Source organism: Hyphomonas sp. ske169 (assembly GCF_056850855.1).
Map to the genome: position 1 here is coordinate 2,685,519 of NZ_CP096146.1, position 24,049 is coordinate 2,709,567.

27 protein-coding genes are annotated in these 24,049 nt (G+C 54.1%); 10 read left to right on the top strand and 17 right to left on the bottom strand.

Translation table 11 applies throughout. The features are described from left to right. Positions 1 to 6: 6 nt before the first annotated feature. The 7 genes from MY069_RS13005 to MY069_RS13035 all read right to left on the bottom strand — a co-directional run bounded on the left by MY069_RS13005 (position 7) and on the right by MY069_RS13035 (position 4,797). Entirely contained in the window at positions 7 to 507 is a 501-nt protein-coding gene (locus MY069_RS13005; protein ID WP_482794210.1) for a hypothetical protein, read from the bottom strand. A 45-nt stretch (positions 508 to 552) separates the two neighbouring features. Next, positions 553 to 1,512, bottom strand: a complete 960-nt coding sequence (locus MY069_RS13010; protein WP_482794211.1) for a hypothetical protein — start codon at positions 1,510 to 1,512, stop codon at positions 553 to 555. Positions 1,513 to 1,639: 127 nt separating this feature from the next. Further along, entirely contained in the window at positions 1,640 to 2,554 is a 915-nt protein-coding gene (locus MY069_RS13015; protein ID WP_482794212.1) for a hypothetical protein, read from the bottom strand. 34 nt (positions 2,555 to 2,588) lie between these two features. Next, the gene (locus tag MY069_RS13020; RefSeq protein ID WP_482794213.1) at positions 2,589 to 3,197 is read right to left on the bottom strand and encodes a PilW family protein; all 609 of its coding nucleotides are present in this window, start codon (positions 3,195 to 3,197) and stop codon (positions 2,589 to 2,591) included. Further along, positions 3,194 to 3,616, bottom strand: a complete 423-nt coding sequence (locus MY069_RS13025; protein ID WP_482794214.1) for a prepilin-type N-terminal cleavage/methylation domain-containing protein — start codon at positions 3,614 to 3,616, stop codon at positions 3,194 to 3,196. The genes MY069_RS13020 and MY069_RS13025 overlap by 4 nt, the downstream gene beginning before the upstream one ends. Then, on the bottom strand, positions 3,573 to 4,037 hold the full coding sequence (gene gspG / locus MY069_RS13030; RefSeq protein WP_482794215.1) for a type II secretion system major pseudopilin GspG: 465 nt from the start codon (positions 4,035 to 4,037) through the stop codon (positions 3,573 to 3,575). Before gspG ends, MY069_RS13025 begins: the two co-directional genes overlap by 44 nt. Before the next feature lie 34 nt (positions 4,038 to 4,071). Continuing rightward, a complete protein-coding gene (locus MY069_RS13035) occupies positions 4,072 to 4,797 on the bottom strand; it encodes a hypothetical protein (RefSeq protein ID WP_482794216.1) in 726 nt (241 codons plus the stop codon). A 287-nt stretch (positions 4,798 to 5,084) separates the two neighbouring features. Between MY069_RS13035 and MY069_RS13040 the strand changes: the two genes are divergently transcribed. Further along, entirely contained in the window at positions 5,085 to 6,005 is a 921-nt protein-coding gene (locus MY069_RS13040) for a glycosyltransferase (protein ID WP_482794217.1), read from the top strand. 7 nt (positions 6,006 to 6,012) lie between these two features. On the opposite strand, the gene MY069_RS13045 is transcribed toward MY069_RS13040, so the two are convergent. The 5 genes from MY069_RS13045 to MY069_RS13065 form a co-directional block, all read right to left on the bottom strand. Next, entirely contained in the window at positions 6,013 to 7,101 is a 1,089-nt protein-coding gene (locus MY069_RS13045; RefSeq protein WP_482794218.1) for a GGDEF domain-containing protein, read from the bottom strand. A gap of 105 nt (positions 7,102 to 7,206) precedes the next feature. Continuing rightward, on the bottom strand, positions 7,207 to 7,602 hold the full coding sequence (locus MY069_RS13050; RefSeq protein WP_482794219.1) for a DUF7831 domain-containing protein: 396 nt from the start codon (positions 7,600 to 7,602) through the stop codon (positions 7,207 to 7,209). 132 nt (positions 7,603 to 7,734) lie between these two features. Then, positions 7,735 to 8,352 carry a MotE family protein gene (locus tag MY069_RS13055; protein ID WP_482794220.1) on the bottom strand — a complete coding sequence of 206 codons (618 nt, stop codon included), beginning with the start codon at positions 8,350 to 8,352 and terminating at the stop codon, positions 7,735 to 7,737. A 3-nt stretch (positions 8,353 to 8,355) separates the two neighbouring features. Beyond that, entirely contained in the window at positions 8,356 to 8,886 is a 531-nt protein-coding gene (locus tag MY069_RS13060; RefSeq protein ID WP_482794221.1) for a DUF6468 domain-containing protein, read from the bottom strand. A 4-nt stretch (positions 8,887 to 8,890) separates the two neighbouring features. Beyond that, complete coding sequence (locus MY069_RS13065; protein WP_482794222.1) at positions 8,891 to 9,394, bottom strand: flagellar basal body-associated FliL family protein; 504 nt, start codon at positions 9,392 to 9,394, stop codon at positions 8,891 to 8,893. A 124-nt stretch (positions 9,395 to 9,518) separates the two neighbouring features. Here MY069_RS13065 and fliF point away from each other — a divergent pair, with 124 nt between their 5' ends. The 5 genes from fliF to MY069_RS13090 are packed head-to-tail and all read left to right on the top strand — an operon-like array spanning position 9,519 to position 13,829. Then, positions 9,519 to 11,048, top strand: coding sequence for a flagellar basal-body MS-ring/collar protein FliF (fliF, locus tag MY069_RS13070; protein ID WP_482794223.1), 1,530 nt, complete (start codon positions 9,519 to 9,521; stop codon positions 11,046 to 11,048). After that, positions 11,041 to 11,646 carry a hypothetical protein gene (locus MY069_RS13075; protein WP_482794224.1) on the top strand — a complete coding sequence of 202 codons (606 nt, stop codon included), beginning with the start codon at positions 11,041 to 11,043 and terminating at the stop codon, positions 11,644 to 11,646. Before fliF ends, MY069_RS13075 begins: the two co-directional genes overlap by 8 nt. Before the next feature lie 10 nt (positions 11,647 to 11,656). Next, positions 11,657 to 11,971 (top strand): FliM/FliN family flagellar motor switch protein, encoded by a 315-nt coding sequence (locus tag MY069_RS13080; protein ID WP_482794225.1) that lies wholly within the window; start codon positions 11,657 to 11,659, stop codon positions 11,969 to 11,971. Further along, entirely contained in the window at positions 11,964 to 12,749 is a 786-nt protein-coding gene (gene fliP / locus MY069_RS13085; RefSeq protein WP_482794226.1) for a flagellar type III secretion system pore protein FliP, read from the top strand. Before MY069_RS13080 ends, fliP begins: the two co-directional genes overlap by 8 nt. Further along, on the top strand, positions 12,750 to 13,829 hold the full coding sequence (locus MY069_RS13090) for a FliG C-terminal domain-containing protein (RefSeq protein WP_482794227.1): 1,080 nt from the start codon (positions 12,750 to 12,752) through the stop codon (positions 13,827 to 13,829). A gap of 50 nt (positions 13,830 to 13,879) precedes the next feature. On the opposite strand, the gene MY069_RS13095 is transcribed toward MY069_RS13090, so the two are convergent. The 5 genes from MY069_RS13095 to MY069_RS13115 form a co-directional block, all read right to left on the bottom strand. Continuing rightward, positions 13,880 to 14,989 carry a flagellar basal body P-ring protein FlgI gene (locus MY069_RS13095; RefSeq protein WP_482794228.1) on the bottom strand — a complete coding sequence of 370 codons (1,110 nt, stop codon included), beginning with the start codon at positions 14,987 to 14,989 and terminating at the stop codon, positions 13,880 to 13,882. 2 nt (positions 14,990 to 14,991) lie between these two features. Further along, entirely contained in the window at positions 14,992 to 15,969 is a 978-nt protein-coding gene (locus MY069_RS13100; protein WP_482794229.1) for a flagellin, read from the bottom strand. 4 nt (positions 15,970 to 15,973) lie between these two features. Beyond that, complete coding sequence (gene flgK, locus MY069_RS13105) at positions 15,974 to 17,422, bottom strand: flagellar hook-associated protein FlgK (RefSeq protein ID WP_482794230.1); 1,449 nt, start codon at positions 17,420 to 17,422, stop codon at positions 15,974 to 15,976. A 28-nt stretch (positions 17,423 to 17,450) separates the two neighbouring features. Further along, on the bottom strand, positions 17,451 to 18,755 hold the full coding sequence (locus tag MY069_RS13110; protein WP_482794231.1) for a flagellar hook protein FlgE: 1,305 nt from the start codon (positions 18,753 to 18,755) through the stop codon (positions 17,451 to 17,453). Positions 18,756 to 18,822: 67 nt separating this feature from the next. Beyond that, positions 18,823 to 19,665: a flagellar motor protein MotB gene (locus MY069_RS13115; RefSeq protein ID WP_482794232.1), complete on the bottom strand. Its 843-nt coding sequence runs from the start codon at positions 19,663 to 19,665 to the stop codon at positions 18,823 to 18,825. 252 nt (positions 19,666 to 19,917) lie between these two features. Between MY069_RS13115 and MY069_RS13120 the strand changes: the two genes are divergently transcribed. From MY069_RS13120 to MY069_RS13135, 4 genes are read left to right on the top strand one after another with little or no spacing between them, the layout of a single operon-like run. Further along, complete coding sequence (locus MY069_RS13120; RefSeq protein ID WP_482794233.1) at positions 19,918 to 20,712, top strand: FliM/FliN family flagellar motor C-terminal domain-containing protein; 795 nt, start codon at positions 19,918 to 19,920, stop codon at positions 20,710 to 20,712. Between the two features lie 37 nt (positions 20,713 to 20,749). Then, positions 20,750 to 21,616, top strand: a complete 867-nt coding sequence (gene motA / locus MY069_RS13125) for a flagellar motor stator protein MotA (RefSeq protein ID WP_482794234.1) — start codon at positions 20,750 to 20,752, stop codon at positions 21,614 to 21,616. Further along, positions 21,613 to 23,337 carry a hypothetical protein gene (locus MY069_RS13130; protein WP_482794235.1) on the top strand — a complete coding sequence of 575 codons (1,725 nt, stop codon included), beginning with the start codon at positions 21,613 to 21,615 and terminating at the stop codon, positions 23,335 to 23,337. The genes motA and MY069_RS13130 overlap by 4 nt, the downstream gene beginning before the upstream one ends. Continuing rightward, positions 23,327 to 24,040 (top strand): flagellar hook-basal body complex protein, encoded by a 714-nt coding sequence (locus MY069_RS13135; RefSeq protein ID WP_482794236.1) that lies wholly within the window; start codon positions 23,327 to 23,329, stop codon positions 24,038 to 24,040. Before MY069_RS13130 ends, MY069_RS13135 begins: the two co-directional genes overlap by 11 nt. Positions 24,041 to 24,049: the final 9 nt, after the last annotated feature.

Genomic DNA, 24,049 nt, shown 5'->3' on the forward strand with positions numbered 1-24,049 from the left:
TCTACCCTACAGCTCGGAGAAACCCAGAACATTTACCTGAAACAATCCGGAGTTCGTCCATCTGATATAGTCGATTTTAGCAGCGACTTCCATTTCTGATAGCCGTTGATAGCAGAGAGCGAAAACGCCATCCGCGTCTCTCGCTCTGACGGCGGCTTCATAAACAGAAAGGCCTGGAAGTTCCGGGTCTTCGGAAACAGATATAGCGATTGAGACGCGTTCCATTCCGCACTCCTGAAGCGTCTGTCTGATATGCTGCTGAAACAAAGCCGAATTAAGGCCTTCTGTTTCTTCGCGCAGAGTCTTGGAGGCGAGAGTCTCTAACATCTGTGCGAGAACAACATTCTCGCTCACCTGATTTTGCTCGCTAGATAGGAGTTGCATCTGCGAGAGTTCTGATTTTTGATCTATGATTCGGCTTTCAAGAGCCTGATTAGCTCGCGAGACTGCATCGAAGATCCAAAAGCAGATGAGTAAGAACAAAGCCGCCAGTGCAGCGCCAAGCATTGGCGTGAGTTGTTCTTCGAAATAGAGCCGCAGTCTATTCATTGCTTATTCCTCGGCTTCCTCTGCGCTGTTCCGGAAACGCGCAATCCAAAAATTAGCCCGCCGGTCGGCTTCAACTGATGCTGCGTCAAGCTTTGGGTTCTCTTCTAATATTCTGACCAATTCGGTCTCGCTGAAATCGGCTTTTGTTGAGAACCCCACATCCCAAAGCCCGTCTCCGAATGAAACTCTGTGGATCTCGCCGCCGGCGTCTTGGATCGTTGATATGCCTTCGGAAAACGGGATAAATGAAGGTTCGATGTCTACAGCGTCTGCCAACACACCTATCGAGGCGGACAACTCGCTGCGTTCTCTAATTTGGTCTATACGCTCGTCAAATTGCGCCGACATCCCGCTTAGTTCGGATCCAAGAAAGGAAGATTGGGCGCTGAGATTCGCCCACCTAAATACCGGATACAGTGTGACGAGTGTCGCGATTAGTATGCCAATTGATACTAGCCGCGGAACATCAACCATCCGAAATGCTTCGCGGTAGCCGATCTGGTTTTTTGGGGGGGGGCCTCGCCGAAAAGACTTGATTGCGATTGCTTCTGGAATCGGACCTGACTTTGCACCAAATTGCTCGGCATTCAGGGTAAACCGTAACCAGTCGTTTTCGGTTGGCATATTTGGCCACCATCGACTGAGAAGGATTTCATCCCCGCCGCAGTACATCCCTTCAAAGCCGTCTGAGCATTGGATGACGTGGAATCCGTCTGACAACCCTTTGTAAAATGCGCTTTCTGGAACGCAAAGCAGGCTTTTCTCACCGGATTGATCTTCGACTAAATCCGCGTTCCAGCTCCAAATCGCCGTGCCCTGGTCTAACGCTTGAAGAAATACTCCGGGGCGATCATAGGGCGATTTCTCGATCGCGTGTAGGTATGCGCGCTTGAGTTGATTCTGCCGGGTTAGTCCGGCATCGTTTTTTATTCGCTCGTGTGAGCAGATCGCACGAGACAGCACGATGCGCTTCCCGGTGAGCCATTGAGACAGAACACCGCCCAGAGATCCAGAGAGTTGTCCTTCTCGATCCAAGTAAATGAGGGAGGGTGAGAAAATCATAATACTCTACAATCCGGCGGTATCCACCTTATTCCTCTTCGGCGACAGCGCCTTCAAATCTTTGGGTGATCCGAAATGGGCTTAGGTTTGGGTCCAAGGAGTGATGTAGCTCAAAAAACCGCTGTGTCCCAGTGCTTTGATCATGGAGCCAGACGTGAAACCTTGACCCGCCTGGTCCGGATGCAAGCAGAGGATCATAAAATCCCTCGCGCTGTTGAACACGTTCCCAGTCGGAAATAAGTGCGGCGTCGCTGGATCCGAAGGCCCGGACGCCCATTTCGTCACGTAAACTGTCTGGCGTGAGTTTGATGTTCGGAAGCGAACCAGATCCGAAAGTCAGATATTTAGCGAGCGCTACCGGAGCATCGCACAGCTCAAATGATCCCCATGTTTCAAGACCGCAAAGATCGGCGATCCCAGTGAGTCCAGTAACAGTGTTGGTGCGATATCCCTCATCCCCAACGATCCTTAGCGCTTGGAAATCCGATATTCGCGATCGAATTTCTTCCAATGCACGTCGCCTTTTTGAGGGTGGAATGTCCATGGAGCGGAGCGCGAAGCTCAGATAGCTCTCGCTAGGATAGTTTATATCAAGCAACCCTCTGGTGTCTTGAACGGTTACTTCGTATCGATCGTTTTCTAGATCTTCGTTTTCGTAAAGGCTCTGCCATTCCATCGGGGTGGATCGTTTGTCCCAGGGCCCTGAAAGTTCGATGAGCGTCGCCGTGCGACCGGATATCGCTTGACCGTCAAACTGAGCGTTCACGACGGCACGCTCAAGCACGGATCTCCATACGACCTGTTGCTCTAAATTGTGCATCGACCATTCAAAGTCGATCACGTCCTTTTGCAGCTGCGCCCGTGCTGTCGCCGTCTGGAGTGATTGAGACAGAGTCGCTGCAGTTAGGGCGAGGAGCGCGATGACAACGAGGCATAAAGGCATGACGAAGCCATTCTGATCGCGAGCATATTCGGAATTAACGGTGCTTCGTAACAAACAATCTTCTCGTTTCTGGAATTGGGCCTGTGGCGGCAAATTGTAATACTATCGCACTCGGTGGAATCGGCTCATCCAACAATGCGGCAGGCGTGGGCTGCGAATCTTCGACTGGCCACGTTTCCTGATCTTCGCCACCAATGTTTTGGTATGTAATCGATAGTTTTGTCTCTGTCGCGAACCATGGGATCTCTTGCTCGTTGTACTTCAACCAGACGACTGAACCCAAATCAGTGCTTTCGATTTCTAACTCGAAGGCTCGCATGCCGCCAAACCCATCGAAAATATCGTAGAAACACCCACTGAAGCCGTCCTTATCTCCGCTGAGTTCGCAAGTTCCTTCGATTTCCGGGTGGGGCACGGTCTCCAACGCTCCGGCAAATGCCTCAAATTGTTGTTCGAAGAAGAAGCGTTTTGATGCTCGTTCGTCTGCATCAGAGAATTCTTGAAACGATCTTTGAGACATCACCAGGATTGACATCATGCTGACGAGGAGCGTGCTCGCGATCATTATGACCGCTAATACTTCGACAAGTGAAAAGCCTTGCTGGACTGACTCGTTCTGTTCTGAAGGGGAGCGAATAATCATGCCAGGGGCGTCAAGCTGCAGGTGATCGGCGAAACACTGTAGCGCTTTATTCTGCCGGCATACTCAATTGCGAGCTGTCCTTCATTGCAGGCGCCACGAGAAACAACCTTCAATTCCGAGTCGAGAAGCACGAATCCTGTTAGTTCTGGATGTCTCTCACCGAGAAAATTTATGAGGGAAATCGAGCGCCTTTCGTGGACATTCGCTATTCGAGCGGCGGAGATTGCATTTTCTACTGCTGACTCAATGGAGTTAAATCGTCGCTCTTCAACGATAGGTGTCAAATTGACGACCACCGTCGACGCTAATAGTCCCAGGATCGCCAGCGCTGCAAGCGTTTCAATTAGGCTGAAACCGCCTTGGTTTGATTGGCTGCTAACCATAAATGTCGGCGTTGAGGCCTTCGCCGCCTGGCTCATTATCCGCCCCGAGTGAATAAACTCGAATGGAAGAGGTTCGACCGTTTACTTCCGTTGGCGGCTCATAGTGAAATGCGTTTCCCCAAGCATCAACCGGAAGCGCTTCTTCATCAAGGATTTTCTCGCCAACCGGTGGGTCGATTAGGACTTTTAACCCAACTGTCTTGTCCGGATAACTTCCAGATTGGAGCCGGTAAATCGCGAGCGCATCTTTTAAGTTCTTGGCTTGAGTTTTGGTGCTCACAACCTTTGATTGGTCTACGTGTCCAAGGAACCGCGGTCCGACAATTGCCATCAGGGCTGAGATAATCGCAAGCACGACCAAGATCTCTAGCAATGAGTATCCTGATTGTGTTGGTTTGACCTGTTGTTTCCGATCAGCCCCCGCAACGAGGCGAAATAAGGCGGTTAAAAAAGGCACTTGCACGGAGGTCTCCCTGTTAGGCTTAGGCGTTTCATGTTTTGCGCGGATTACACTGTCTCTCGAAGTCTTCCCATGCGCTAGTTAGGTTATCCCAAATATCTTGGCAGCACTTTGGCACGGGTGTTTCGACGCTGCTGTGATGTGTCAGGTCCTGGGTGTAAAACTCGGTCGCTTCGTTAGGATTCAAATTTAATCGGCGCGAAATGTCACGTATTTGATCTGAGTAGAGTTTTACATCTATTCCATATCGAATCAACTGAAACCGATTAGCACGATGCAGCTCCAACAATTGCGTGTTGTATATCTTCCATAGCTGCAGCGAATTTTCGCGATTCATCGTTTTCCCAGTCCTCGCCGCACGGCTTTCGAGGCTTTTTGCAACGTCTACCGGATGTCTAAAAGTGCCAATAAAATTGCAATCGAAGTTTTGTTGCCAGCTATTGGCGAAAAACATTGATCTAGGGTCTTTGACGCCCCAATGATTTGATGTGTCGATAGCGTCCACATGCTGCCGCAAGCGGCGTAAGTGGTCGCAGGTGATTGGAATTTGCTGCTCGGGTGGATTGTCCCAAGATCGCCCGTGGAGACTTAGGATCTCGTCATGAACATCGCGAATTGGCTCATGCTCTCGGTTTCCCTTCCTGTTGAAGGGCGCGTAAGTATTGACTGCGCCGAGTCTCATTCCACCAGCTTCCAAACACCCTGCTAAACAGGATGTGCCGGACCGGTGCATGCCAAGGATCAGAAAACCTGCCATTTTTAATTTCTAGGCCAATCTAACTGGTATCAACATTGTGTTCGCCGCTCTAATAGCTCGCGACGCGGCACTCTGCCAACTCTTGAGGTGCCGTAAAAGAGGCTTCACAGTGATCAGCATCTTGATTTGAGTAACGGAACAGAGTTGTTGCGACTTGCGGAACGAAAATGAACGATTGCAAGTTGTGGCCGCGGCGCGCAAATGATGTAGGTCCAATGATATCAAATCTTGCTAAATTGAGGCGATCGCTAGCCGCTCGCGCGGGGGGAAGCACTGCCAGACCTGCAGTGCCCAAGATCAGTATTATCATCATCTCTTATAATATGGCGCGGGAAGTACCGCGTACGGTGACGTCATTCTTGCCGCCTTATCAGACCGGTATATCAGAGAGCGATGTCGAGATCATCGTGATGGAGAATGGCTCTCCGCGGCCTGTGTCGGAACAGATCCACAAGAGTTGGCCGGCCAATGTTCGCTATCATTTTGTCGAAAACGCGCATCCCTCGCCGGCGCGCGCGCTGAATGAAGGGATCGCGCTGTCGACCGCGCCTTTGGTTTGCCCGGTGATTGATGGCGCCCGGATGGCGAGCCCTGGTCTATTGAAATGGGGGCTTGAGGCCGCGGCCCAAAGCCCGCGCGCCTTTGCGTCTACGGCTGGGTTCCATTTGGGCGATAAATTGCAGCAAATCGCCGTCGAAGAAGGCTATTGCCAAGAGGTCGAAGACGAGTTGCTAAAATCCATCAATTGGCCCGAAAATGGGTATCGGTTGTTCGAGATTTGTGCGCTTGCGGGCTCGTCTCGATATGGGTGGTTTGGATATTTGAATGAATCCAATGCGCCGATCCTGCCGCGGAGCCTGTATGATGAGCTTGGCGGGTATGATGAAGCGTTCGATATTCCCGGCGGCGGCCTGGTCAATCTCGACTTTCTGAACCGGTTATTGCGCTTGCCGGACACCCGCTATTATTCGATCCTGGGGGAAGGCACATTTCACCAGTTCCACCACGGCGTCACGACCTCGCGGCGGGTGATTAAGCCTGAAGCGGATGGGATAACGACATGGGAAAAATATACCGCGCAGTATCGCAAAATTCGCGGGGAGGACTATCGCCCGCCGAACCGAAAGCCGATTCTATTCGGTCAATTGCCAGGCGAAGCCAATCAGATCGCCGCTTTGGGGCTGGATAATCTCATCCAAGGTCGATGAAGACGGCTTAAAACAGCCCTTCGGCACAGACTCGGTTTCGGCCAAGTGATTTGGCTTTGTTTAGCGCGGTATCGGCCGCTGTGACGAGATCTTCCACTGTGCGGCGGGGTTTGAACGGCGCGATGCCGAACGAGGCCGTCGCCTCGATCTGAGCCGCATGAGACTGGGAAGTTGAAGCGCGGACCTGTTCAAACTGGTGTTTGACGGCGACCATCAGATTATAGGCCGACATGACATCAATATTTGGTAGGATGATCGCGAACTCGTCGCCGCCATAACGAGCCACGAGATCTTGGCCTTTTGTATTTTCAAACAGGATCGACGCGAACTTTTTCAGCACTTCATCGCCGGCTTGGTGGCCGAGATTGTCATTTACCGACTTGAACTCATCGAGATCTGCAAGCACCAGGCAGAAGCGCGATCCAGTGGCATTGGCTTCTTCAGTTTGGCTCTGCATCCGGTTCTCGAAGGCGCGGCGATTGGCGACGGATGTAAGGGGGTCGAGCAAGCTCTGACGGCGAGCCTGTTCGAGCTCGTCATTGAGCTTTTGCACTTTTTCCTGTGACTTGCGCAGCCCATCAGTTAGCCGGGTTGAAACAACGGCCATTTTTTGGCTTTCCGAGATCAATTGGTCGAGCAGGGATTTGAAATCCTGCTCATCTGCTTGATCTGTCGGCGCTTCGGCCAAATCATCCAGGGTCGTCCGAAAATGGGCATTCTGCGTCATGCCAGCTTTTAGAAGCTTCGAGACGTCTTGAATGCTGCTTTCGATTTCTTTGCCTATCGCTTCATTCTTATCCACCGATTGGTTCGGGCTGACATGTTCGCGATAAAGTTCGTTTAGCTCATAGTCATCAAGGGCGCCGCCGCTGGCCAAAATCCGGTCGACAGACAATCTGAGTTCGGCCGGATTGCGCGAGACATAGGCGTACCAAACGGCGTAAGCGGTTGGATCAGGCGGGGTGCCGTGTTTTTGAATCTCGTCGAATGCGGCCTTGCAATGCTTAAAAATAAGCGTGCGTGCGCTGACGGGAGCGTCGTCTTCCGTTTCGATTTGTTGTGCTTGCGCCGCCGATGCCATGGCCGATCCCATCATTATTCGATGAGAAACTTCTATCTAGGGTTGTTTTAATTAGAGTTAATTCCAAACGGGATTCAGCAGGCATGGCTGTGCGAAAGCGTCGCGGGCCTGCTTTGGACTTTAGGCGGGGTCAGTCAGCCCAAAACGGTGCTGCGCTTGGACCTGTAAATAGTGATGAATCTCGTCTGGCATGGACTGAAAATCCGGCACGATACCAATCAGCGGCCATACGATCAGAGAAGACTTAAGCGCCAGCAGCGCGTCTAAGTCCTGTTCGATTTGAGCCTTTGCTTTCGCAGCTGTAGCATGTGTGAAAGGCTCAAACGGGCCCCAACTGATCGATATTGGATGCGCATTTGGTTCACCGCGCATTTGCCGGGCAAGGCCGCGATGGCCTTCCCGCGCAACATTATCACCATAGACAAACACACAGTCTCTGTTCGCACGGAGGTCGTCTCGCGTGGTCCAAGTCTGCCGGAAGATGGTCACGGACATATCCGGATGCGCTATCGTCATATCTATCGCTGATCCTGCGTGGTTAATGCGCAAGGTCAAAGCAATATACAGACCAATTCTAGTTAAAGTAGTAATATGACATTAAGGATGCCATCACAAAAGAGTGAGCGCTAACGGTCTAGCACCTCAGAATTAGGATTCTTCGCGGCGCAGGTCTTCATTGATGCTCGCAAGACGGACGCTGACAATATAGGCTTGCTGAGATTCCATATTCGCCATGATGAGGCCGGCTTGCTCTGAATTTAGCAGTCTGAGAAAGCCAGCTGCGAAGCCTGGATCCATCTGATTAAAAATCGTCGCCGCTTGGTCCGGTTTCATCGCCCCATACATTTGCGCCAAATGGTTGAGGTCTTCGCCAGCAAAGGCTTGCATATCCTCCCAGCGGGTCTCCAAACTGGCCTGGAGCGCGGTCAAATCCGCGCGTGTTTCAGCCAGTTCGGCCTCCAGCGCTTGCAGTTCCAGCTCCCGGGCGGCGAGCTTTTCAGTCTCTGTTTCCAGCCGCAATTGATCTGAAGCCAGAGCCGCTGACAGATCTTCACTGAAACAGATTTGCCCTTCAATTGGCAGGGCGGCAGCGTTTGTCGTTTCAGCCTTAGTTGGCTCAGCCGATACAGTTTCGACCGTGTCATCAGCGTCAGCCTCGCGGGCATCAGCAACATTTGCCGGGATCAAGCGTGTGGCCGCCCCAAGCGTGAACAAGACGCCCAGCGTTAAAAGGACATTCGATCGGTTCGCAGCTTTAATCGCCATGCCTTACACCACTTTCATCCGGGGCCGTAATTGCGTCGGAAGCGGGCGCAGAACCGGTGCTTCCTTTTCTGCTTCAGCGACCGATTGTTCAGACAGGTCTTTCAGCCGGTGCATCATTTCCGTGATTTCTTGCAGGCGCTGATTTGACTCATCGAGCGCCTCCTGGACGGCGCCATTGCTCGGTGCAGGTACAGGCGCAGGAACCGGTACAGGTTGGTGAATGGGTGGTGTATAGGTTGAAGCGCGGTCATGCGCTTCGTTTAAGCGCTGAGTGAGGGCTTCAACCCGCTGACAGGATGTTTTGGCCTCTTCGATCAGGCGGGCTAAACGCGCTGCGAGTTCGCCAGCGTGGTAGCGGGTTTCATCTGTGGTGGCGGAGACGGCACTGATCGAATCAGACAGCGCTTTAATCGTCGCGCCGAGCCCATTGCGGGTGTTTTGCAGCGCGCGCAGGCGGCGGCTCAGCACGATGCAATAAATGCAAGCCACAGAAGAGATCAGAATGATCGCAATATCGAAAGGAGAAATCGGCACGCTTTTACCTCAATAAGAATTCAGTGATCAGGACGCCTTCGACAATGCCGTCCCCTAGAACTAAGTCAGCTCGGCGACCGAGTTGCTCACGCATATGTTTGTAAAAAGCCGGATCCTCAAAATCATCCAGCTCAACCGACCGCAAATAGAGCAGGAATGCATCGACCAGTTGGGTTTCCACCGGCTTGACCTTTTTCGCATCGGCTTTGTCAGTGGCGACAGAAAGTTGCATTTTGAGATAGCGCGTCGCTGGCGCGCTGCCGATTGTAATCAAGATTTCCTGGACCGGTGTATAGGTCAGGCTCTTCTTCTCTTCGGGTTTTTCTTTGACCTCATATTCCGCCTCCACGGTCGCCGCTTCTGCGACAGTCGGGGCGGGGGCTAAGAAATAGACGCTGGCAAAGGAGGTCGCCGCACAGGCGAGGCCCAGCACGAGCAATCCCATCATATTGATGCCGCCGGATGGTGGGGCCGCCTCTTCAGATTTGGCCTCTGGCTTGTCGCTCATGTGTCCCTCATAAAACTAGAAGTAGTTTTCCTGTTTAAAACAATCCCTAGTAAAGGAAGCCTTAACGCTTTCGCCCGAGAAATTAACTAAGTTCAACCGTAGCGAGAAAACAGAAAGCGGTCTTATGGGGTTCATCGACAATCTGCGCGCGCTGGGTTTGCAGCGTCAGATCATGCTCGCCGCGGCCGTTTTGGGCGTATTGGCGGCGATGACCTTCTTAGTGCGCACGACCCTGCAGCCTTCTATGTCTCTGCTTTATTCTGGTCTTGATCCGGTCCGCGCTGGGGAGGTGATCAACGAACTCGAATCACTTGATGTGTCTTATGAGATTCGCGGCGAGGCGATTTTCATTCCGGCCAATGTCCGCGACCGGACGCGATTTGCCCTGGCACGCGACGGTCTGCCGCGCCAATCCATCCAAGGTTATGAGCTGCTCGACAGCGTCAATGGCTTCTCGGTTACGTCAGAGATGTACAATGCTGCCTATTGGCGCGCCAAAGAAGGTGAACTGACGCGCACCATCCTGACCACGCCGGGCGTCGATTCCGCGCGTGTGCATATTGGCGCCAATCTGCGCTCAGGGTTTTCGCGGGCTTCGCCGACACCGACCGCATCCGTGACACTGTCGTCCGCGCGCCGCTTGAATAATGGGCAGGCCGAGGCGATCCAATACCTTGTCGCGCTCGCAGTTTCCGGGCTGAACCCTGAAGATGTCGTCGTGATCGATCCGCGGCATGGCATTCTTGCGGGCCCCACAGCCGATACGGCTGAAGCGCCTGGGATTGTCGCCGAAGATCAGGCCTCAGCGCTAGAGCAGAAAATCAAACGCCTTCTGTTTGCGCGCCTCGGTGACGGCAATGCCGAAGTCTCGGTCAGTGTTGATGTCAGCCGCGAACGCACGGTGATTTCTGACGTCCGGTTTGACCCCGAATCGCGGGTGGTTCGATCGCGGACGACCAATGATTCGAACGAAACCAATCAAGGCGGCGGCAATCTCACCGTGGCCAGCAACCTGCCGCAAGGCGATGCCGGCGCCGGCCAGAATGAGAGCACAAGCAAGAGCTCAACTGAGAGCATTGCATATGAGCTGAATGAAACCCGGACACAGACAGAGCGCCTTCCAGGCCAAATCGAACGCGTGTCGATTGCGGTCCTGCTCAACCAGGAAGCGCTGGGGATTGATCTCACGGCTGCGGACGCGGCGACCCAAATTGAGCAGGCGCGTCAGAATTTCGAAGCACTGGTTCGCAACGCAGCCGGGTTGGAGGTTGATCGCGGGGATACGCTGACGGTTGAGCTGATGCCGTTCCAAGCTTTGCCAGAGGTCGAGATGACGCCAGCACCAGGCATGGTCTCACGTTTAATCGAGCAGCATTTATGGTCCGCCATTCAGGCGATTTTCTTAGGCATTATTGTCCTCGCGCTCGGGTTCGGTGTGATGCGTCCGGTATTTGCTCAAGGCGGCACCGCAAATCGCGACGCAGAAGGTTCCGGTGACGGCACCGTAGAGGGCGGTCTGGACGGGGAGCTGTTCGAACAATCGAGCGATCCAATCGACTATTTGAAAGATTATACGAGCGAGAATCAGGAACAGACGGCCGCCTTACTGCAAGACTGGCTGAAAGAAGACAGAAAGAAAGCGGCCAATGAATAGTTTGCCGCCGCTTTCGCTTCCGCGCTTTCACGTAAATGCGCTCGCTCCGGCGCCAAAGGACCGCCGGACGATGGTCGGGCAGCCGTCAAACGATGCTGAGTTTGACGCAGAGCTTGAAGCGCAAGCGGATCAACCAGACGCGCTGCAAGACGCGGAAGAGAGCGTTGAGGCGCCGATCGCTCCGTTGCAGCCGGAAATCGATACAGGCACCATCCTGCAAAGCCTCGAGGCGCAAATGGACGGGTTGCAACGTGCCGCGGTGGCGAAAGTCACCGAACTGACACGTGACTTTATCGAAACCGCCTTTCCGCACTTGGCAGAGGCGTTTCTGGCCGAAGAAATCACCCGCGAGCTTGCAGAGACGGCCCCTCCGGAAATTGAAAAGCTGGTGCTGAAAGTGCCAACCCAATTTGGCGTTTCTTTTCAAAATGCCATTCAGGCGTCGCCGCGGTTGAACGAGATTTGCGAGCTGCAAATGCTCGACGCCGCAACTGAAATTTTCGTCGATGCAGATTGGCAAACCGGCGGTTTGCAATTCGACATGCAGCGATTTGTTGAGTCTAGCCTGGCCCGCATGAGCGGGTCGGAAAGCGTGTAAGAGGGACAGGATGTCAGAGCCAGAAACAGTAGAAGACGTTGTTGGTGAAACAGAGCGCCGGAGCATCGCGCCAGAGAACCAATATAAGCGGTCCATTTATGGCTTGCCGGTCAATGTTGTCGTCTCGATTGGGCGCAAAAAGCTCAGCGTTGCAGAGCTTTTGCAATTGCGACCAGACACAATCATTCCGCTTACCGCGAAAATCGAAGATCCGATCGAGTTGCTGGTTGATGACCGGTTGATCGCGCATGGTGAGCTGATTGAGCTTGAAGATGGCGCGATTGGCGTTCGTCTCACGCAAATCGAGGAACAAGAAGATGGCTAGCCTGCCGACCACGAGCTGGCAGAGCCTCTTCTGGCGCTCCGTTCTTGTTCTAACGCTTTCAATGACCGTCCTAACTGGGGCGGCTTTTGCGCAAGTGATCCCGGATGATGCAGCAGGACCGCTCGGCGACTTGCTGGGCGGCGGAGGCGAGGGCCTGAGCGGGACTGTGATCCAGCTCTTCCTCTTCGTCACCATTCTCAGCCTGGTGCCTGGCATCGCGATGATGGTCACCTGTCTGCCATTCATGGTGATCGTTTTTTCCATCTTGCGCCAAGCGCTCGGGGTGCAGCAAGCGCCACCAAATATGATGATCATGGCGCTCGCCATGTTCCTGACCTTCTTCATCATGGAACCCGTGTTCATGCAGGCCTGGACCGAAGGCCTATCGCCTTACATCGAGGGCGGCTTATCAGAGCAGCAGGCATGGCAGCTGACCACAGAGCCGTTCCGTGAGTTCATGCTGCGCCGGACCGATCCAGAAGCGTTGTTTGTGCTTTCCGATGCGCTCAACCGCCCGGTGGGGCCGGAAGAAGAACACTCGTTCTCATTGCTTGCGACCTCGTTCATGCTGTCTGAGATCAAGCACGCGTTTCAGATCGGCTTTGTGATCTTCATGCCCTTCATGGTCATCGACCTGGTAGTGGCTTCAATCCTAATGGCGGTCGGCATGATGATGGTGCCGCCGACTGTGGTCTCACTGCCGTTTAAACTCGGATTCTTTGTACTGGCGGATGGGTGGTTGAAAATCACCGAAGCCCTATTGAGAGGATATGCTTAAGTGTCGAATGCTCCTTCTAATGCGCAAAGCACACAGCACATAACCGCATCGCAACGCGCGGCGGTGGTGATTGCTGTGCTTGGCGAAGACGCGGCGAAACCTATTGTCGATATGCTTGACGATCATGCGATCGCCAATGTCGCAGCATCATTGGAAACGATCCAATACCTCCCGCGCGAGCAGCTGACGGAAATTGTGATGGACTTTCTCGGCCATTTGCGCCGTTCAAGCGGCGCGCTACGAGGCGGGTCGGAGACCTCTCGGCAATTGATGGAAAGCCTGCTCGATGAGTCGCGGCTCAACGTAATTTACGGGGCGCCGCAAGAAGAGAGCCTGGAAGACCAGCTGCCGGAGCCTGAAAACAAAGAAGACTTCAGCCGCCTTTGGGACACGTTTTCGAAGCGAGAGCCCGCCCATATCGCCAAATACTTGTCGGGTCTGACCCCCAATATTGTCGGCTTAATCCTGCGAAATCTCGATGCGACGCTGTGTTCGGAATTGATTTGTTTGCTCGAAGAAGGCCAGCAGTCGAAAGTCCTCAGCGAGATGGTCAATCCGCCGCCGCCTTCATATGAAATTGATGCTGTTGTAGCGCGGATGGTGCGGATGGAATTCCTGCTCGCGCCTGAAGAAGACGAAGATGATGGCGATGCGCAATTGCAAGGCGTTGGCGAGATTCTCAGCCTGATGCCGAACGACCGCCGGTCGTCCCTCATGGGCCATGTGTCAGACAAGCATGCTGAAAAGGTCGACGCGATTCAGAAGGGCATGTTCGAACTGGTCGACATTCCAACCATGCTCAATCGCAATTATGTGCCGGTCTTGTTCAAAGCTCTGGATCAAGAGTTCCTGCTTGAATTGATGAAGGTTTTGGAGGGTGAGTATAAGGCCGTCTATGACTATTTCTTGGACAATATCTCCAACCGGATGGCGGACGGTATTCGCGACGATCTGAGCATGATGAAAGCGCCGAGCGCTGAGGCTGCTGAACAAATCCAAAAAGATTTCCTGATGAAGATGATGGAAATGAAACGCGATGAGTTGATTGTGCTCGAACGCCCTGAGCCGGAAGAAGAATAGGGGCCAAAGGGCCCCTTTCTAACTCACAAGTTTCTATTTTTCAGAGTGGTCTATCGAACCACAAGTTCGGCATGGATCGCGCCAGCAGTCTTCATCGCACGAATGATGTCAGCCATTTCTTGCGGCCGCACACCGAGCGCGTTGAGGCCATCAATCAGCTGCGATAGCGTGGTGTTTGAATTCAGCACAGCGATGTTTTGATTGCCGGTCTGACCGACTTGAATATCGGTGCGCGGCAAGACAATCGTTTCGCCTTCCGCAAATGGATTAGGCTGCACAACAACCGGATTCTCACGCACGCGGATCGAGATATTGCCTTGCGCGATTGCGACTTGAGAAATCGTCACGTCTTGACCCAGGACAATCGTTCCTGACTTTTCGTCAATCACTATGCGGGCCGGGGTTTCAACTTGGACGGGCAGGTTTTCAATCGCCGCGAGAACACGCGCGGGAGAGCCGTCTGTTGCGCCAATATTAAGTTCAATCGTGCCTGGGTCGCGCATGTAGGCGACAGGCTTTCCAAGCGCGGTATTGATAATGTTCTCAACCCGCGCGGCAGTGGTGAAATCTGGCGTTTGCAGGGCCAGGGTCAGGGTCTCCTGGGCGTTGAAGTCGAACGCGATTTCACGCTCGACCATCGCGCCGGCGGGGATCGCGCCGGTCGTGGGTGTGCCGACTGTATCGCGCGCGCCAGGAGCTTCGACATTAAGGCCGCTGACCATCACACTGCCTTGCGCCACAGCATAGACTTGGCTGTCGGCGCCGCGCAGGGGCGTTAGGATCAAGGTGCCGCCTTCAAGGCTGCCAGCATCGCCAATCGAAGCGACCGAGACATCAATGCTCGACCCGCTGCGCGAAAATGCGGGCAGGGTCGCGGTGACCAATACGGCTGCAACATTATTCGGCCGAATGTCTTCACCTTGCACGTTCACGCCAAGACGTTCGAGCATGTTGGACAGGGAGTCTTCGGTAAAGGGCGAGTTCCGAACCGAGTCGCCGGTTCCGTTCAAACCGACCACAATGCCGTAACCGACCAGGTCATTGGTTCTGACCCCTTCAATATCAAGAATATCCCGCAACTTGGTTTGCGCTTGCGCGATAGGTGCGGCGGTTAAGGTCAACAAGACCGCAATACTCAGGAGAGAGGACAAAAAGCGCATAATTATCTCAGATAGTTGAGGAGCGAGAGGTTCGAGAGGCGAGAGGTGAGCAAGTAAGACGCTTCAAGGTTCGCCTCGAGCTCTCTTAGCTCTGTCGCTGCTTCATATTGGTCTTTACCGGCAAGATCGATGAAAGCCGCCGCGAGAAGAGTTTCTTCTCGCTCAAGGCGAACTTGCTCGTTTTGCAGGTTTGCTTGGCGGATACCAACGCCGGCTTGAACGTCGACAATGCCAGTGCGCCCGCCTTCCAGGCGAGACAGAGCCTGATCCAGCGCCGGTGTGCCTGCGCGCGCATAAGGTTGACCTTCAGACGTATTTGCCAAAGCCAGCACAGCCAGGCCCTGAAACAAATCCGCAAAAGCTTGTTGGTTCGCCAAGACCGCATCGCCATCGCTGGCGGTTTGAGAACCTTGATAGAAGGAGGTCTGGAACCCGCCTGCGGGGTCATTGAAATAGGTATCGATTTGCGCCGCGTAGTCTGCTTCATCCACCGCGGTCAGTGAGATGTTGCGGATATCGCTGAGCAGCGTGTCGGCATCTGCGAAAGGCGGGGTCGCTGTGGCGTCACCAGAGAAGAGAAACCGCTCGCCATGCCGCGCATTGAGGCGTGAGAGGACTTCGGTGATCGCTTCCTTGGCCTCGAGCGCGACAGCATCTTGCCGCGGCACGTCCGTGACGCCGATCGCGCTTTGCATTTCGAGCGAGAGTCCTTCGGTCAGGTCTCGCAGCGAGCTCAGCGTATTGTCGGTGATGTCGAGGCGAATATTACGAAGTTCGATGCGAGATTGATCAGCTCTGTTTTCGTTGATCGCTTTGTCGCTCAACAAGGCCTGATCAATGCGGCCATTCAGGTGGCCGACAAGGTCAGATTGGAGCCCGGACGTCGCCTCTTGGGCGCTTGAAGCGATGCGTTCTTTGAGAGTTGAAACGCTATTCAGAACCGATGCGTTGAGAAAACCATTGAGCGAAATCGAGTTCATCGACTTAGATCTCCATCAATTCTGTCAGCATCTGACTGGCTGTTTGGATCACGCGGGCATTGGCGGCATAAGCTTGCTCAATTATCAGCAAGTCTTGCATCTCAGTCTCGATATCGACGCCCGTTTCCCGGGCCTCGGCTTCTCTTATCGTTTGATGCTGAAGCGATATTGATGACAAAACGGATTCATTCTGGATGCGCTGTTGACCCGTCAGCGAACCCAATTGTGCGACGAGATCTGAGTATGCGAACCCGCCTTGCAGGCCTGGGACGCTGATCGCATTTACGGTATCGAAGGCACCGGACATATTGCTCAAGATTGTGTTGTCCCCGGGTGGTCCGGGTGTGACCGCCCCGAGACCATCTCGCAATCGCCAAACGGCGCCGCCGCGATCAGGATCAACCAAGGCGTTTAATTGCAAACGCCCTGCAACGCCGTCGCCAGCAGCGGCGTTGGTGTCTAAGAACAGACCCGGGTCGCCAGGTGTCAGCGTCGGGTCAAGTGCGGGGTCGGAAAACCGATCAATCAGGTCCTGCGCCATGATATCAAGCTGACCTTCAAGCGCGGGCAGGTCTGTGTCGCGCAGCGTGAACAGCGCGCCAAATTTCCCGCTTGAGACCGCGCCGAAGGAGGTTGCACCGGGCGTTATATCCGTGCCGTCCACTGAGATGCCGGACAATAAGCCATTGCCGAGCGTAATATTGGGCCCGATCGCATTGGCTTGGTTGAAATCGATCTCGCGTGCGGTGCCGGCGAGCAAATACACGCCTTCAGCCGTAAGTAGATCGACCGTGCCACTTTGACTGTCGATCGTTTGCACGGGGAGATATTCGGCAATCCGGTCTATCACCCGATCGCGTTCGTCGAAAAGGGCCGCCGCTTGGGCGGTCGTTCGATCAACTCCTGAAATTTGCTTGTTCAGGTTTTCAACTTGTTTGAGCGAAGCATTCACGATTGTGACGCCTTCTTGGATGTCTCCTTCAGCGCGCCAACGCTCCTGGGTGATCAGATCCGATAGAGCATTAAACTCTCGAACAAGATTGTTTGCTGACTGCACCACCGTATTGGCGTGGGTCGCAGATTCAGGGCTCAGCACCGCTTCATCAATCGCGGCCTGCAATGAGCTCAAATTTTGGAACAGCGCAGAAGACTCGATGTCATCACCGATCCGTTGAGACAGAGATCCCCAACGGCTGCTGAGGATATCGGCTTGTGCCAAATCACTTGAGAGGCTGCGGCGCTCAGCGGTCATGATCTCATTTTGAGAGCGATCAACGCTGATCACCTGCACGCCGGCAGTTTGATTGCCGAGAATCGTCTCGCTGACGGTCAAAGACCGGCGGACATATCCTGGCGTCGTCGCATTGGCGACATTGGTTGCGACCAAATCGGCGCGCATACCAATGACGTCGAGCCCAGACCTTGCGGATTGAATGGCAGCTGTAATGCTCACGTCATTGGCTTTCTTGGCGGACTAAGCGTTATCGCTTGAGGTTTGTCGTTTCCTGCAGCATCTCGTCTACGGTCTGCACGATCTTCGCACTCGAAGAGTAAGCGCGTTGCGTTTCGATCAAGTCGGTAAGCTCGGCTGCAATGTCGACGGTGGATTCCATCAAGGAATAACCAGAAATCGATCCGACTGGTCCGGTTCCGGCATCCCAGAGATACATATCGCCACTTGAAGCTGAGATGCTAAAGGCTTGGCCATCACGGGCGATCAGGCCGTCCATATTTGGAACGTCCGCAATCGGAATCTGGAACAATGTGCGCCGGAAGCCGGTATCATAAATCGCTTGAAGATAACCGCGATCGTCAATCTCAACAGATTGCAGATCCCCAATTGGCGCCCCATCTTTGGTGACCGATGTGGGTGAGAAGGCGGCTGAAAGCTGGGTAATCCCAGCCGTGTCGCTTGGACGGCCAATGAAAATATCCACCGGACCATGCTCAAACGTCATTGAAAGTAAGCCTGTCGCGTTTGAATAGGTGGCGCCCCCAGATGCTGTGACTGCATCAATCTGACCGCCATTTCCGGTCGTATCCAAGAAAGTGACATTGAAATCACCGACGGACACCAATGGATCGCCAGCCTCATCAAAGATTTGGACATTCCATTCATTACTTGAACCGGTACCGGGAACCACAGGTGTGAATTCCAATCTCACATTCTGCGCTCGGCCAAGATTGTCATAATACTCAATTGGCAGCGAGTAAGCGCCTGCCGGGGCCCCGGCCTGGGTCGCATCCGCTGGGAGGTTGATATCAATCTCGATCCGGCCAGTTGGGGCGGCAACGAATTGCGATGTCGAGATGTTGACCGGCTGCAAGCTGCCGCCACTATTGCGGCTTACGCTACCAACATCGCCGGCGCTATCGGCTGGCCAGCCGAGTAGATATTTGCCGCTTTGGGTGCGCAGGTTGCCGTTCTGATCTGCGGAAAAGGATCCTGTGGGCAGGAGCATGAGGTCTCGATCATCACCATTCAGCGTTGTGCCCTGAAGGTCGGTCACTGGGACCAAGCCCCGGCCTGCCACGGCGATATCGGTGGCGTTACCGGTTGAAATCAGAGAGCCAATTGCGCGCACATCTTTGAACGCGTCGACATTTACGCCGCCAGCAGAATAAGTTGAGCTGCGCTGTTCGAGCACCATGCTCGAAAAGTCGACGTCACTGCGTTTGTATCCAAACGTTTCAGAGTTCGCCAAATTGTCAGAAATTGTTGCGAGGCGGGTGGCGTTTGCGTTGAGGCCGCTAACGGCCGCGTTCAAGGATGATGTGATACTCATGTCGGTTGCTCCTGCAGTCGATGCAACCGAAAGTAGAAATCATAGGTTAATAGACGGATAACTCCCCTTAACCACTGATCTCCTGTTTGAGCAGTGTGATCGAGATCCGGCGGTTTTGTGCCGCATACGGATCATCCTTAACCAGCAGGTCGGTATCGGCGCGGCCTGAGACTTCCTGGATACGGCTTGCCGGGAATCCAGCCTCCATCATCAGACGGCGCGCGACGTTCGCGCGTTCGGCAGAAAGATCCCAATTGTCGAACCCTTCGCCATTTCTGAACACAGCTGAATCTGTGTGACCAACCACTTTCACAGAATTGCCGAAAGAGTCGAATGACTGGGTTACGGTTTGAATGAGTTCAGTGAGAAGCGGAGTCGCGACGCTGCCGCCGCGCGGGAACAGGGGAACATCCTCAGAGTCGACAAGCTCCATAACAATCCCTTCGGGGGAGAGTTTAACCTGAATATGTTCGTTCAATAGCGGGGCTTCCTGACTAATCGCCAGCTGCAATTGCTCAACGATATCTGCGTCAGCCTGCGCCAAACCTTCCTCATCCGGGGTGCCGGTTTTTGAGGTTGAGGGGCTGCCCGCGGTCGCATCTCGCGTCGCGCCGGTTCCTTTTTGCGCATAAGTCTGCTCGGTGAAGATCGAAGAGCCATTCAGCCCGTCTGAGCCGCCGCCAGAAATCCGGCTGACGGGAATAGTCGGGTTGAAATAGTCGGCGATGCCTTTGCGCTGCTCTTCAGTTGTCGCGTTGAGCAGCCACATCAGCAGGAAGAAGGCCATCATCGCGGTCACGAAGTCTGCATATGCAACCTTCCAGGCCCCGCCGTGGTGTCCGCCGCCAACGACTTTTTTCTTCTTCTTAATAATGATTGGAGCAAGTCCAGTAGCACCATCAGCAGCCATAACGTACACCCGTTTTGTTCAGTGGGCTTGGATTAGCAAAGTAAGGTAAATTTCCGAAATACAACTACACGGCGATTTTTTCGACGCCGATAACGTTTTATTCACCTTAAAATTCAATCGTGGGTAGAGATTACGCGTGATCACTAGGGGTGCAATTTGACGTCCGTTCTTCGGAAAAAGCTTGAATCGAGCGGTGGGTTGCCGCCAAAAGTGCTGCAGAGTCGGTCCTTTTGGCTGACGCTTGAATCCTCTGTGGCCACATGGCTCGACGAGACATTAGGCGGGGAAAACAAGGTTCGATTGCAGTCGCGTGAAGTGTGCCGTGGCGCAGCGCTCCCAGACGACCTGTTCGGCGCCTATCTCTATGGCTTTGAAAGTGAGTCGGACGATTTCATTGTTGGCGTTTCGATCGACAATTTGATTGCCGCACGCGTGGCCGGTAATAAATTAGAACAAGATCCCGCCCGATTAGCAGAGGCGCCGCAACTCTTCTTACAATTACTTTTGGAGCGCTCGGCGAGTGTTCTGGGCGAGTCCGTCACCCGCGCGTTTGGTTTGATTGAGGAAGACGACGAGCCGCCAGCTTGCGTCGCGTTTGAGAGTCTGTCGGTCGAAGGCAATTGCCTGCTTGTATACTATTTAAGCGATATCGAAGGCCAGGCGGTGCGGGTTGGCGTGGCGCTGAAGCTCGAAAAGACAATTGCATTGGCCATGGCGTCTTCTGAGGACGGAATTGCAAACGCAAATGCCGAAGAAACGCAGAAACCACCAAGTCTCGACGAGCCCCGGGTTCAGAATTCGAGCGTCAATTTGGAAATCATAATCGATCGGGTGCCGATGAGTGTCGCGGAATGCGCGCGCCTCGAGAGCGGAAGTGTCATTACGCTGCCCGGCACTGATCGTTCAAAGCTTATCGTGTCCGCAAAAACCGTGGACGGTCCGGTTGATATCGCGATGGCGGAGCTCGGTGTTTGGAAACACCAGCGCGCAGTCAAGCTGACATCAGAGATCGATCCTGAGTTCGTCCAAGAGATGACGGCGGCATGATGAAGATGGGTGAGTACGGGTCAAAAGGAGAGTACCGGTGAACGCGATATTAGGCTTAGTAGTGACCATGGTGATGGTCTTCGGCGGGTATATCCTCGCCGGAGGTAAGATGAGCATCATCCTCAAGTCGCTGCCATTTGAGATGATGATGATTGGCGGCGCGGCGACTGGTGCGTTTTTGGCTGCGAATGATATGGCCACAATCAAACACACTGCCGGTGATCTCGGCGCAGCTTTTGCTGGCCCCAAATGGAAGAAGAAAGACTATCAAGACCTGCTCTGCATGATGACAGAGCTCTTGACCATTCTCAAAGAAAACCCGGTCGACATTGAAGCGCACATTGAGGCGCCCAAAGAGTCTGCGATCTTCCAGAAATATCCGAAAATTCTCAAAGATCACCACGCGATTGAAATGATCTGCGACACGATCCGCTCGATGATCATGAATTTCGACAATGTTCACCAAGTCGAAGAGCTTCTGGAAAAGCACCTTGAAGCGCTCCTCGAAGACCATCTGCATGGCTCGCACGCACTGCAGAACATGGCCGACGCTCTACCGGCCCTTGGGATCGTTGCGGCGGTTCTCGGCGTTATTAAAACCATGGCTTCGATCGACAAGCCGCCAGAAGTTCTGGGGGGTATGATCGGTGGCGCGCTGGTCGGAACCTTCCTTGGCGTGTTTTTGGCCTACGGCGTCGTCGGCCCCTTTGCCACCAAGGTCGCCCATACTCGCAAAGAAGAGCATTTTTTCTATGAGATGATTGGCGAAGTGCTGGTGTCGAGCCTGCACAAGAACCCGATCAATATCTGTGTCGAAGTCGCTCGCCGACATGCCCCGGCCAGGGTCCGCCCGTCCTTCGACGAGGTTGAAGAAGCCGTGAAAGGATTACGCCAAGCCGCATGATACGCCGTCTTGCCACCGCAAGTTTCTTCATCGCTCTGGTTTCCGCAGCTCATGCGCAAACCGGAGCGAACGACGTTTCTGAACCTGAAGCAGAAACTGACCAAGAAGCTGTGGGCGAAGACCTCGACGCATTTGTCGAAACCGCGATCCGCGGCGGACTTCTTGTCCCTGCCGAGGGCGAGGATGGGCCGCAGGCCGATGGGTCAGAAATCAGATCAATGCCAGCCGCGCGAGGGAATTGCGCGCAGCCTTATCCACTCGATTTCTCCGTGGTCAGATCATTGCGGAAATTTACCGAGCTGCCCAACGCGATTGATGCCGCTGCCGATGAAAGCATAGACGAAAAGCTTCGTGCGGATCTAAAATCAAAACTCGCTTTGGGCCTCTACGCGGAATCGCGAGCGCTGCTAAATGCTCGGGAAGAGCCGCAATGGGAGCCGTACCGCAAATTCATCACGCTGATGGAAAATCGGGTGCGGCCTGATCTTGCTTACTTCGAAGCGCTGAGCGCTTGCCATTCCGAAGCTGAGATTTGGCACGCGGCGGCGCAATTGGTCTTGTTCGAGCCGGGCGGAGTTGAGCGACTTGCCAATCAGATCGCCAGCATTCGAACCCTGCCATACAACCTGCGCGAAGACACCGCGATGCTCATCGTGCCATCGCTGTTGATTGAGCGGCGCAGCGATCTCGCGCAACAGGTGATTGCGACTTTCACACCGCAAGAAATTGAGAATTCGACGCGTCTGAGTGCGCTGAAGACGGCGATCCTTGATATGCCGAGCGGCGCAGAATCAGACGACCGTTTGGTCATGCTGATGAGTCGGCCAAAGCTGAAATTGGCGGCGCTTTTGATTTTAGTTGAGCGCAGTGATCAGCTCCGCCCAACCGTCCGCTCATTTGTACTCGAAGAAGCGTGGAACATGCTCGAGACGAATGAGACTCAGCACAATCTCGATCCGATTCTGGAGTTCGTCATCGATCACCTTGCAAGCGGGGATTTGTATGCAGGCTTGCAGCGCATTCGCGCGTTGCCGGTCGCAAATCGTGACGAGGTTCGGGCTTCGATTGATAGCTACACTGTTCGCGCGCTGGATGATTATCTGACCGACGACGACCCGGCGAATGCGCTCAACGCGCTGCATACGCTTACGCGCTTCCATAGCGATCTCCCGATTGATGGTTATGGCACAGACCTTCGCAAACAGGGCGCCGTCAAAGCTCTGGAGTTGGGTTTGTTCAGCATGGTCAAGGAATTCCTCGGGCCGGTTGAGCAAACCCCCGAAGTCGCGAACATGCTCGCCGAAGCCGCATTCTGGGGCCATGTCGATCAAGATTTGTTTGATGTCCGCGAGGACTTCCCAACCGAAGCCGAAATCAACCGCATGGCCGGAATTCGCGCCTTGCAGGCCAATCTGCCGATCATTGCGACAGCCGCTTATACGGGCCTCGCTGCCTATCCAAGCAAACAGCTTGAGCTGATTGAGCAGGGCGCCATTGTCGACAATTGGGCGCTTTGGGACGTTGATCTCGCCAAGCTCGTGACCGGTCTATCGGACGAGGAAGTTGTGCGTCTAGACCGTGTGCGGACGATCAAGCTTTCAAAAGGAATTTCCCCAGATGGGGCGGGGCGAGAGATTCGCCCGTATCAGATCGCAGACCTTCTTGAGTCTTCTCGAAAAGCGCTGGCGGTCCCACAGGCAGGAGCCATGAATGAGCAATAGTATTTACACCACGCTGGCGCGCCAAGATGGTCTCTTAAAAGAGATGCAAGTCGTCGCGAACAATATCGCAAATACAAACACATCAGGTTATAAGACCGACAGCGCCATCTTCGCTGAATATGTCATGGCCACAGGGCAAGAGACGCCTTCGCTCTCTATGGGCGGGCTTGCCGGGCATAGTTTCGATCTGACGCAAGGCACTGTGAAATTCACTGGCGGCCAGTTTGATCTGGCGATCCAAGGCGAAGGCTTTTTCGGGCTTGAGACCGATGCCGGACAGCGGCTGACCCGCGCTGGAGCGTTCCAGATTTCCGCAGAAGGCGAGTTGGTGACAGCTGACGGCGCGAAAGTGCTGAGCGAAGGCAGTTCACCCATCCAGATCCCGCCCGAGGCAGCGAATGTCACCATTGCCGGCGATGGCACCATCTCATCCGATGGTCAGATCATTGGCCAGGTTGGCGTGTTTAACCCAACAGGACAGCTGCAGCGCGAGACAGACACACGCTTTGTTGCTGATGGCGGCTTACAGCCAGTAGCAGGCGCCGCTGTCCTACAAGGCGCATTGGAAGCCTCCAATGTATCCCCCGTTTTAGAAATGGCCCGAATGATTGAAGTGCATCGCGCTTACGAGGCCGGACAAACTTTGTTGGAGCGAGAGGACCAACGCATCACGCAATTTATTTCAGCGGTTAGAGACCGATAGGCACAGGAG

What these genes read in the sequence shown, in the direction of transcription:
- fliF (WP_482794223.1), top strand. Translation starts at nt 9,519, where the DNA reads ATGGGGTTCATCGACAATCTGCGCGCGCTGGGTTTGCAGCGTCAGATC.
- MY069_RS13020 (WP_482794213.1), bottom strand. Translation starts at nt 3,197, where the DNA reads ATGATTATTCGCTCCCCTTCAGAACAGAACGAGTCAGTCCAGCAAGGC.
- MY069_RS13065 (WP_482794222.1), bottom strand. Translation starts at nt 9,394, where the DNA reads ATGAGCGACAAGCCAGAGGCCAAATCTGAAGAGGCGGCCCCACCATCC.
- MY069_RS13110 (WP_482794231.1), bottom strand. Translation starts at nt 18,755, where the DNA reads ATGAGTATCACATCATCCTTGAACGCGGCCGTTAGCGGCCTCAACGCA.
- MY069_RS13015 (WP_482794212.1), bottom strand. Translation starts at nt 2,554, where the DNA reads ATGCCTTTATGCCTCGTTGTCATCGCGCTCCTCGCCCTAACTGCAGCG.
- MY069_RS13135 (WP_482794236.1), top strand. Translation starts at nt 23,327, where the DNA reads ATGAGCAATAGTATTTACACCACGCTGGCGCGCCAAGATGGTCTCTTA.
- MY069_RS13045 (WP_482794218.1), bottom strand. Translation starts at nt 7,101, where the DNA reads ATGATGGGATCGGCCATGGCATCGGCGGCGCAAGCACAACAAATCGAA.
- MY069_RS13080 (WP_482794225.1), top strand. Translation starts at nt 11,657, where the DNA reads ATGTCAGAGCCAGAAACAGTAGAAGACGTTGTTGGTGAAACAGAGCGC.
- fliP (WP_482794226.1), top strand. Translation starts at nt 11,964, where the DNA reads ATGGCTAGCCTGCCGACCACGAGCTGGCAGAGCCTCTTCTGGCGCTCC.
- MY069_RS13100 (WP_482794229.1), bottom strand. Translation starts at nt 15,969, where the DNA reads ATGAACTCGATTTCGCTCAATGGTTTTCTCAACGCATCGGTTCTGAAT.
- MY069_RS13130 (WP_482794235.1), top strand. Translation starts at nt 21,613, where the DNA reads ATGATACGCCGTCTTGCCACCGCAAGTTTCTTCATCGCTCTGGTTTCC.
- MY069_RS13025 (WP_482794214.1), bottom strand. Translation starts at nt 3,616, where the DNA reads ATGAGCCAGGCGGCGAAGGCCTCAACGCCGACATTTATGGTTAGCAGC.
- MY069_RS13055 (WP_482794220.1), bottom strand. Translation starts at nt 8,352, where the DNA reads ATGGCGATTAAAGCTGCGAACCGATCGAATGTCCTTTTAACGCTGGGC.
- MY069_RS13035 (WP_482794216.1), bottom strand. Translation starts at nt 4,797, where the DNA reads ATGGCAGGTTTTCTGATCCTTGGCATGCACCGGTCCGGCACATCCTGT.
- MY069_RS13075 (WP_482794224.1), top strand. Translation starts at nt 11,041, where the DNA reads ATGAATAGTTTGCCGCCGCTTTCGCTTCCGCGCTTTCACGTAAATGCG.
- MY069_RS13050 (WP_482794219.1), bottom strand. Translation starts at nt 7,602, where the DNA reads ATGACGATAGCGCATCCGGATATGTCCGTGACCATCTTCCGGCAGACT.
- MY069_RS13095 (WP_482794228.1), bottom strand. Translation starts at nt 14,989, where the DNA reads ATGCGCTTTTTGTCCTCTCTCCTGAGTATTGCGGTCTTGTTGACCTTA.
- MY069_RS13115 (WP_482794232.1), bottom strand. Translation starts at nt 19,665, where the DNA reads ATGGCTGCTGATGGTGCTACTGGACTTGCTCCAATCATTATTAAGAAG.
- MY069_RS13005 (WP_482794210.1), bottom strand. Translation starts at nt 507, where the DNA reads ATGCTTGGCGCTGCACTGGCGGCTTTGTTCTTACTCATCTGCTTTTGG.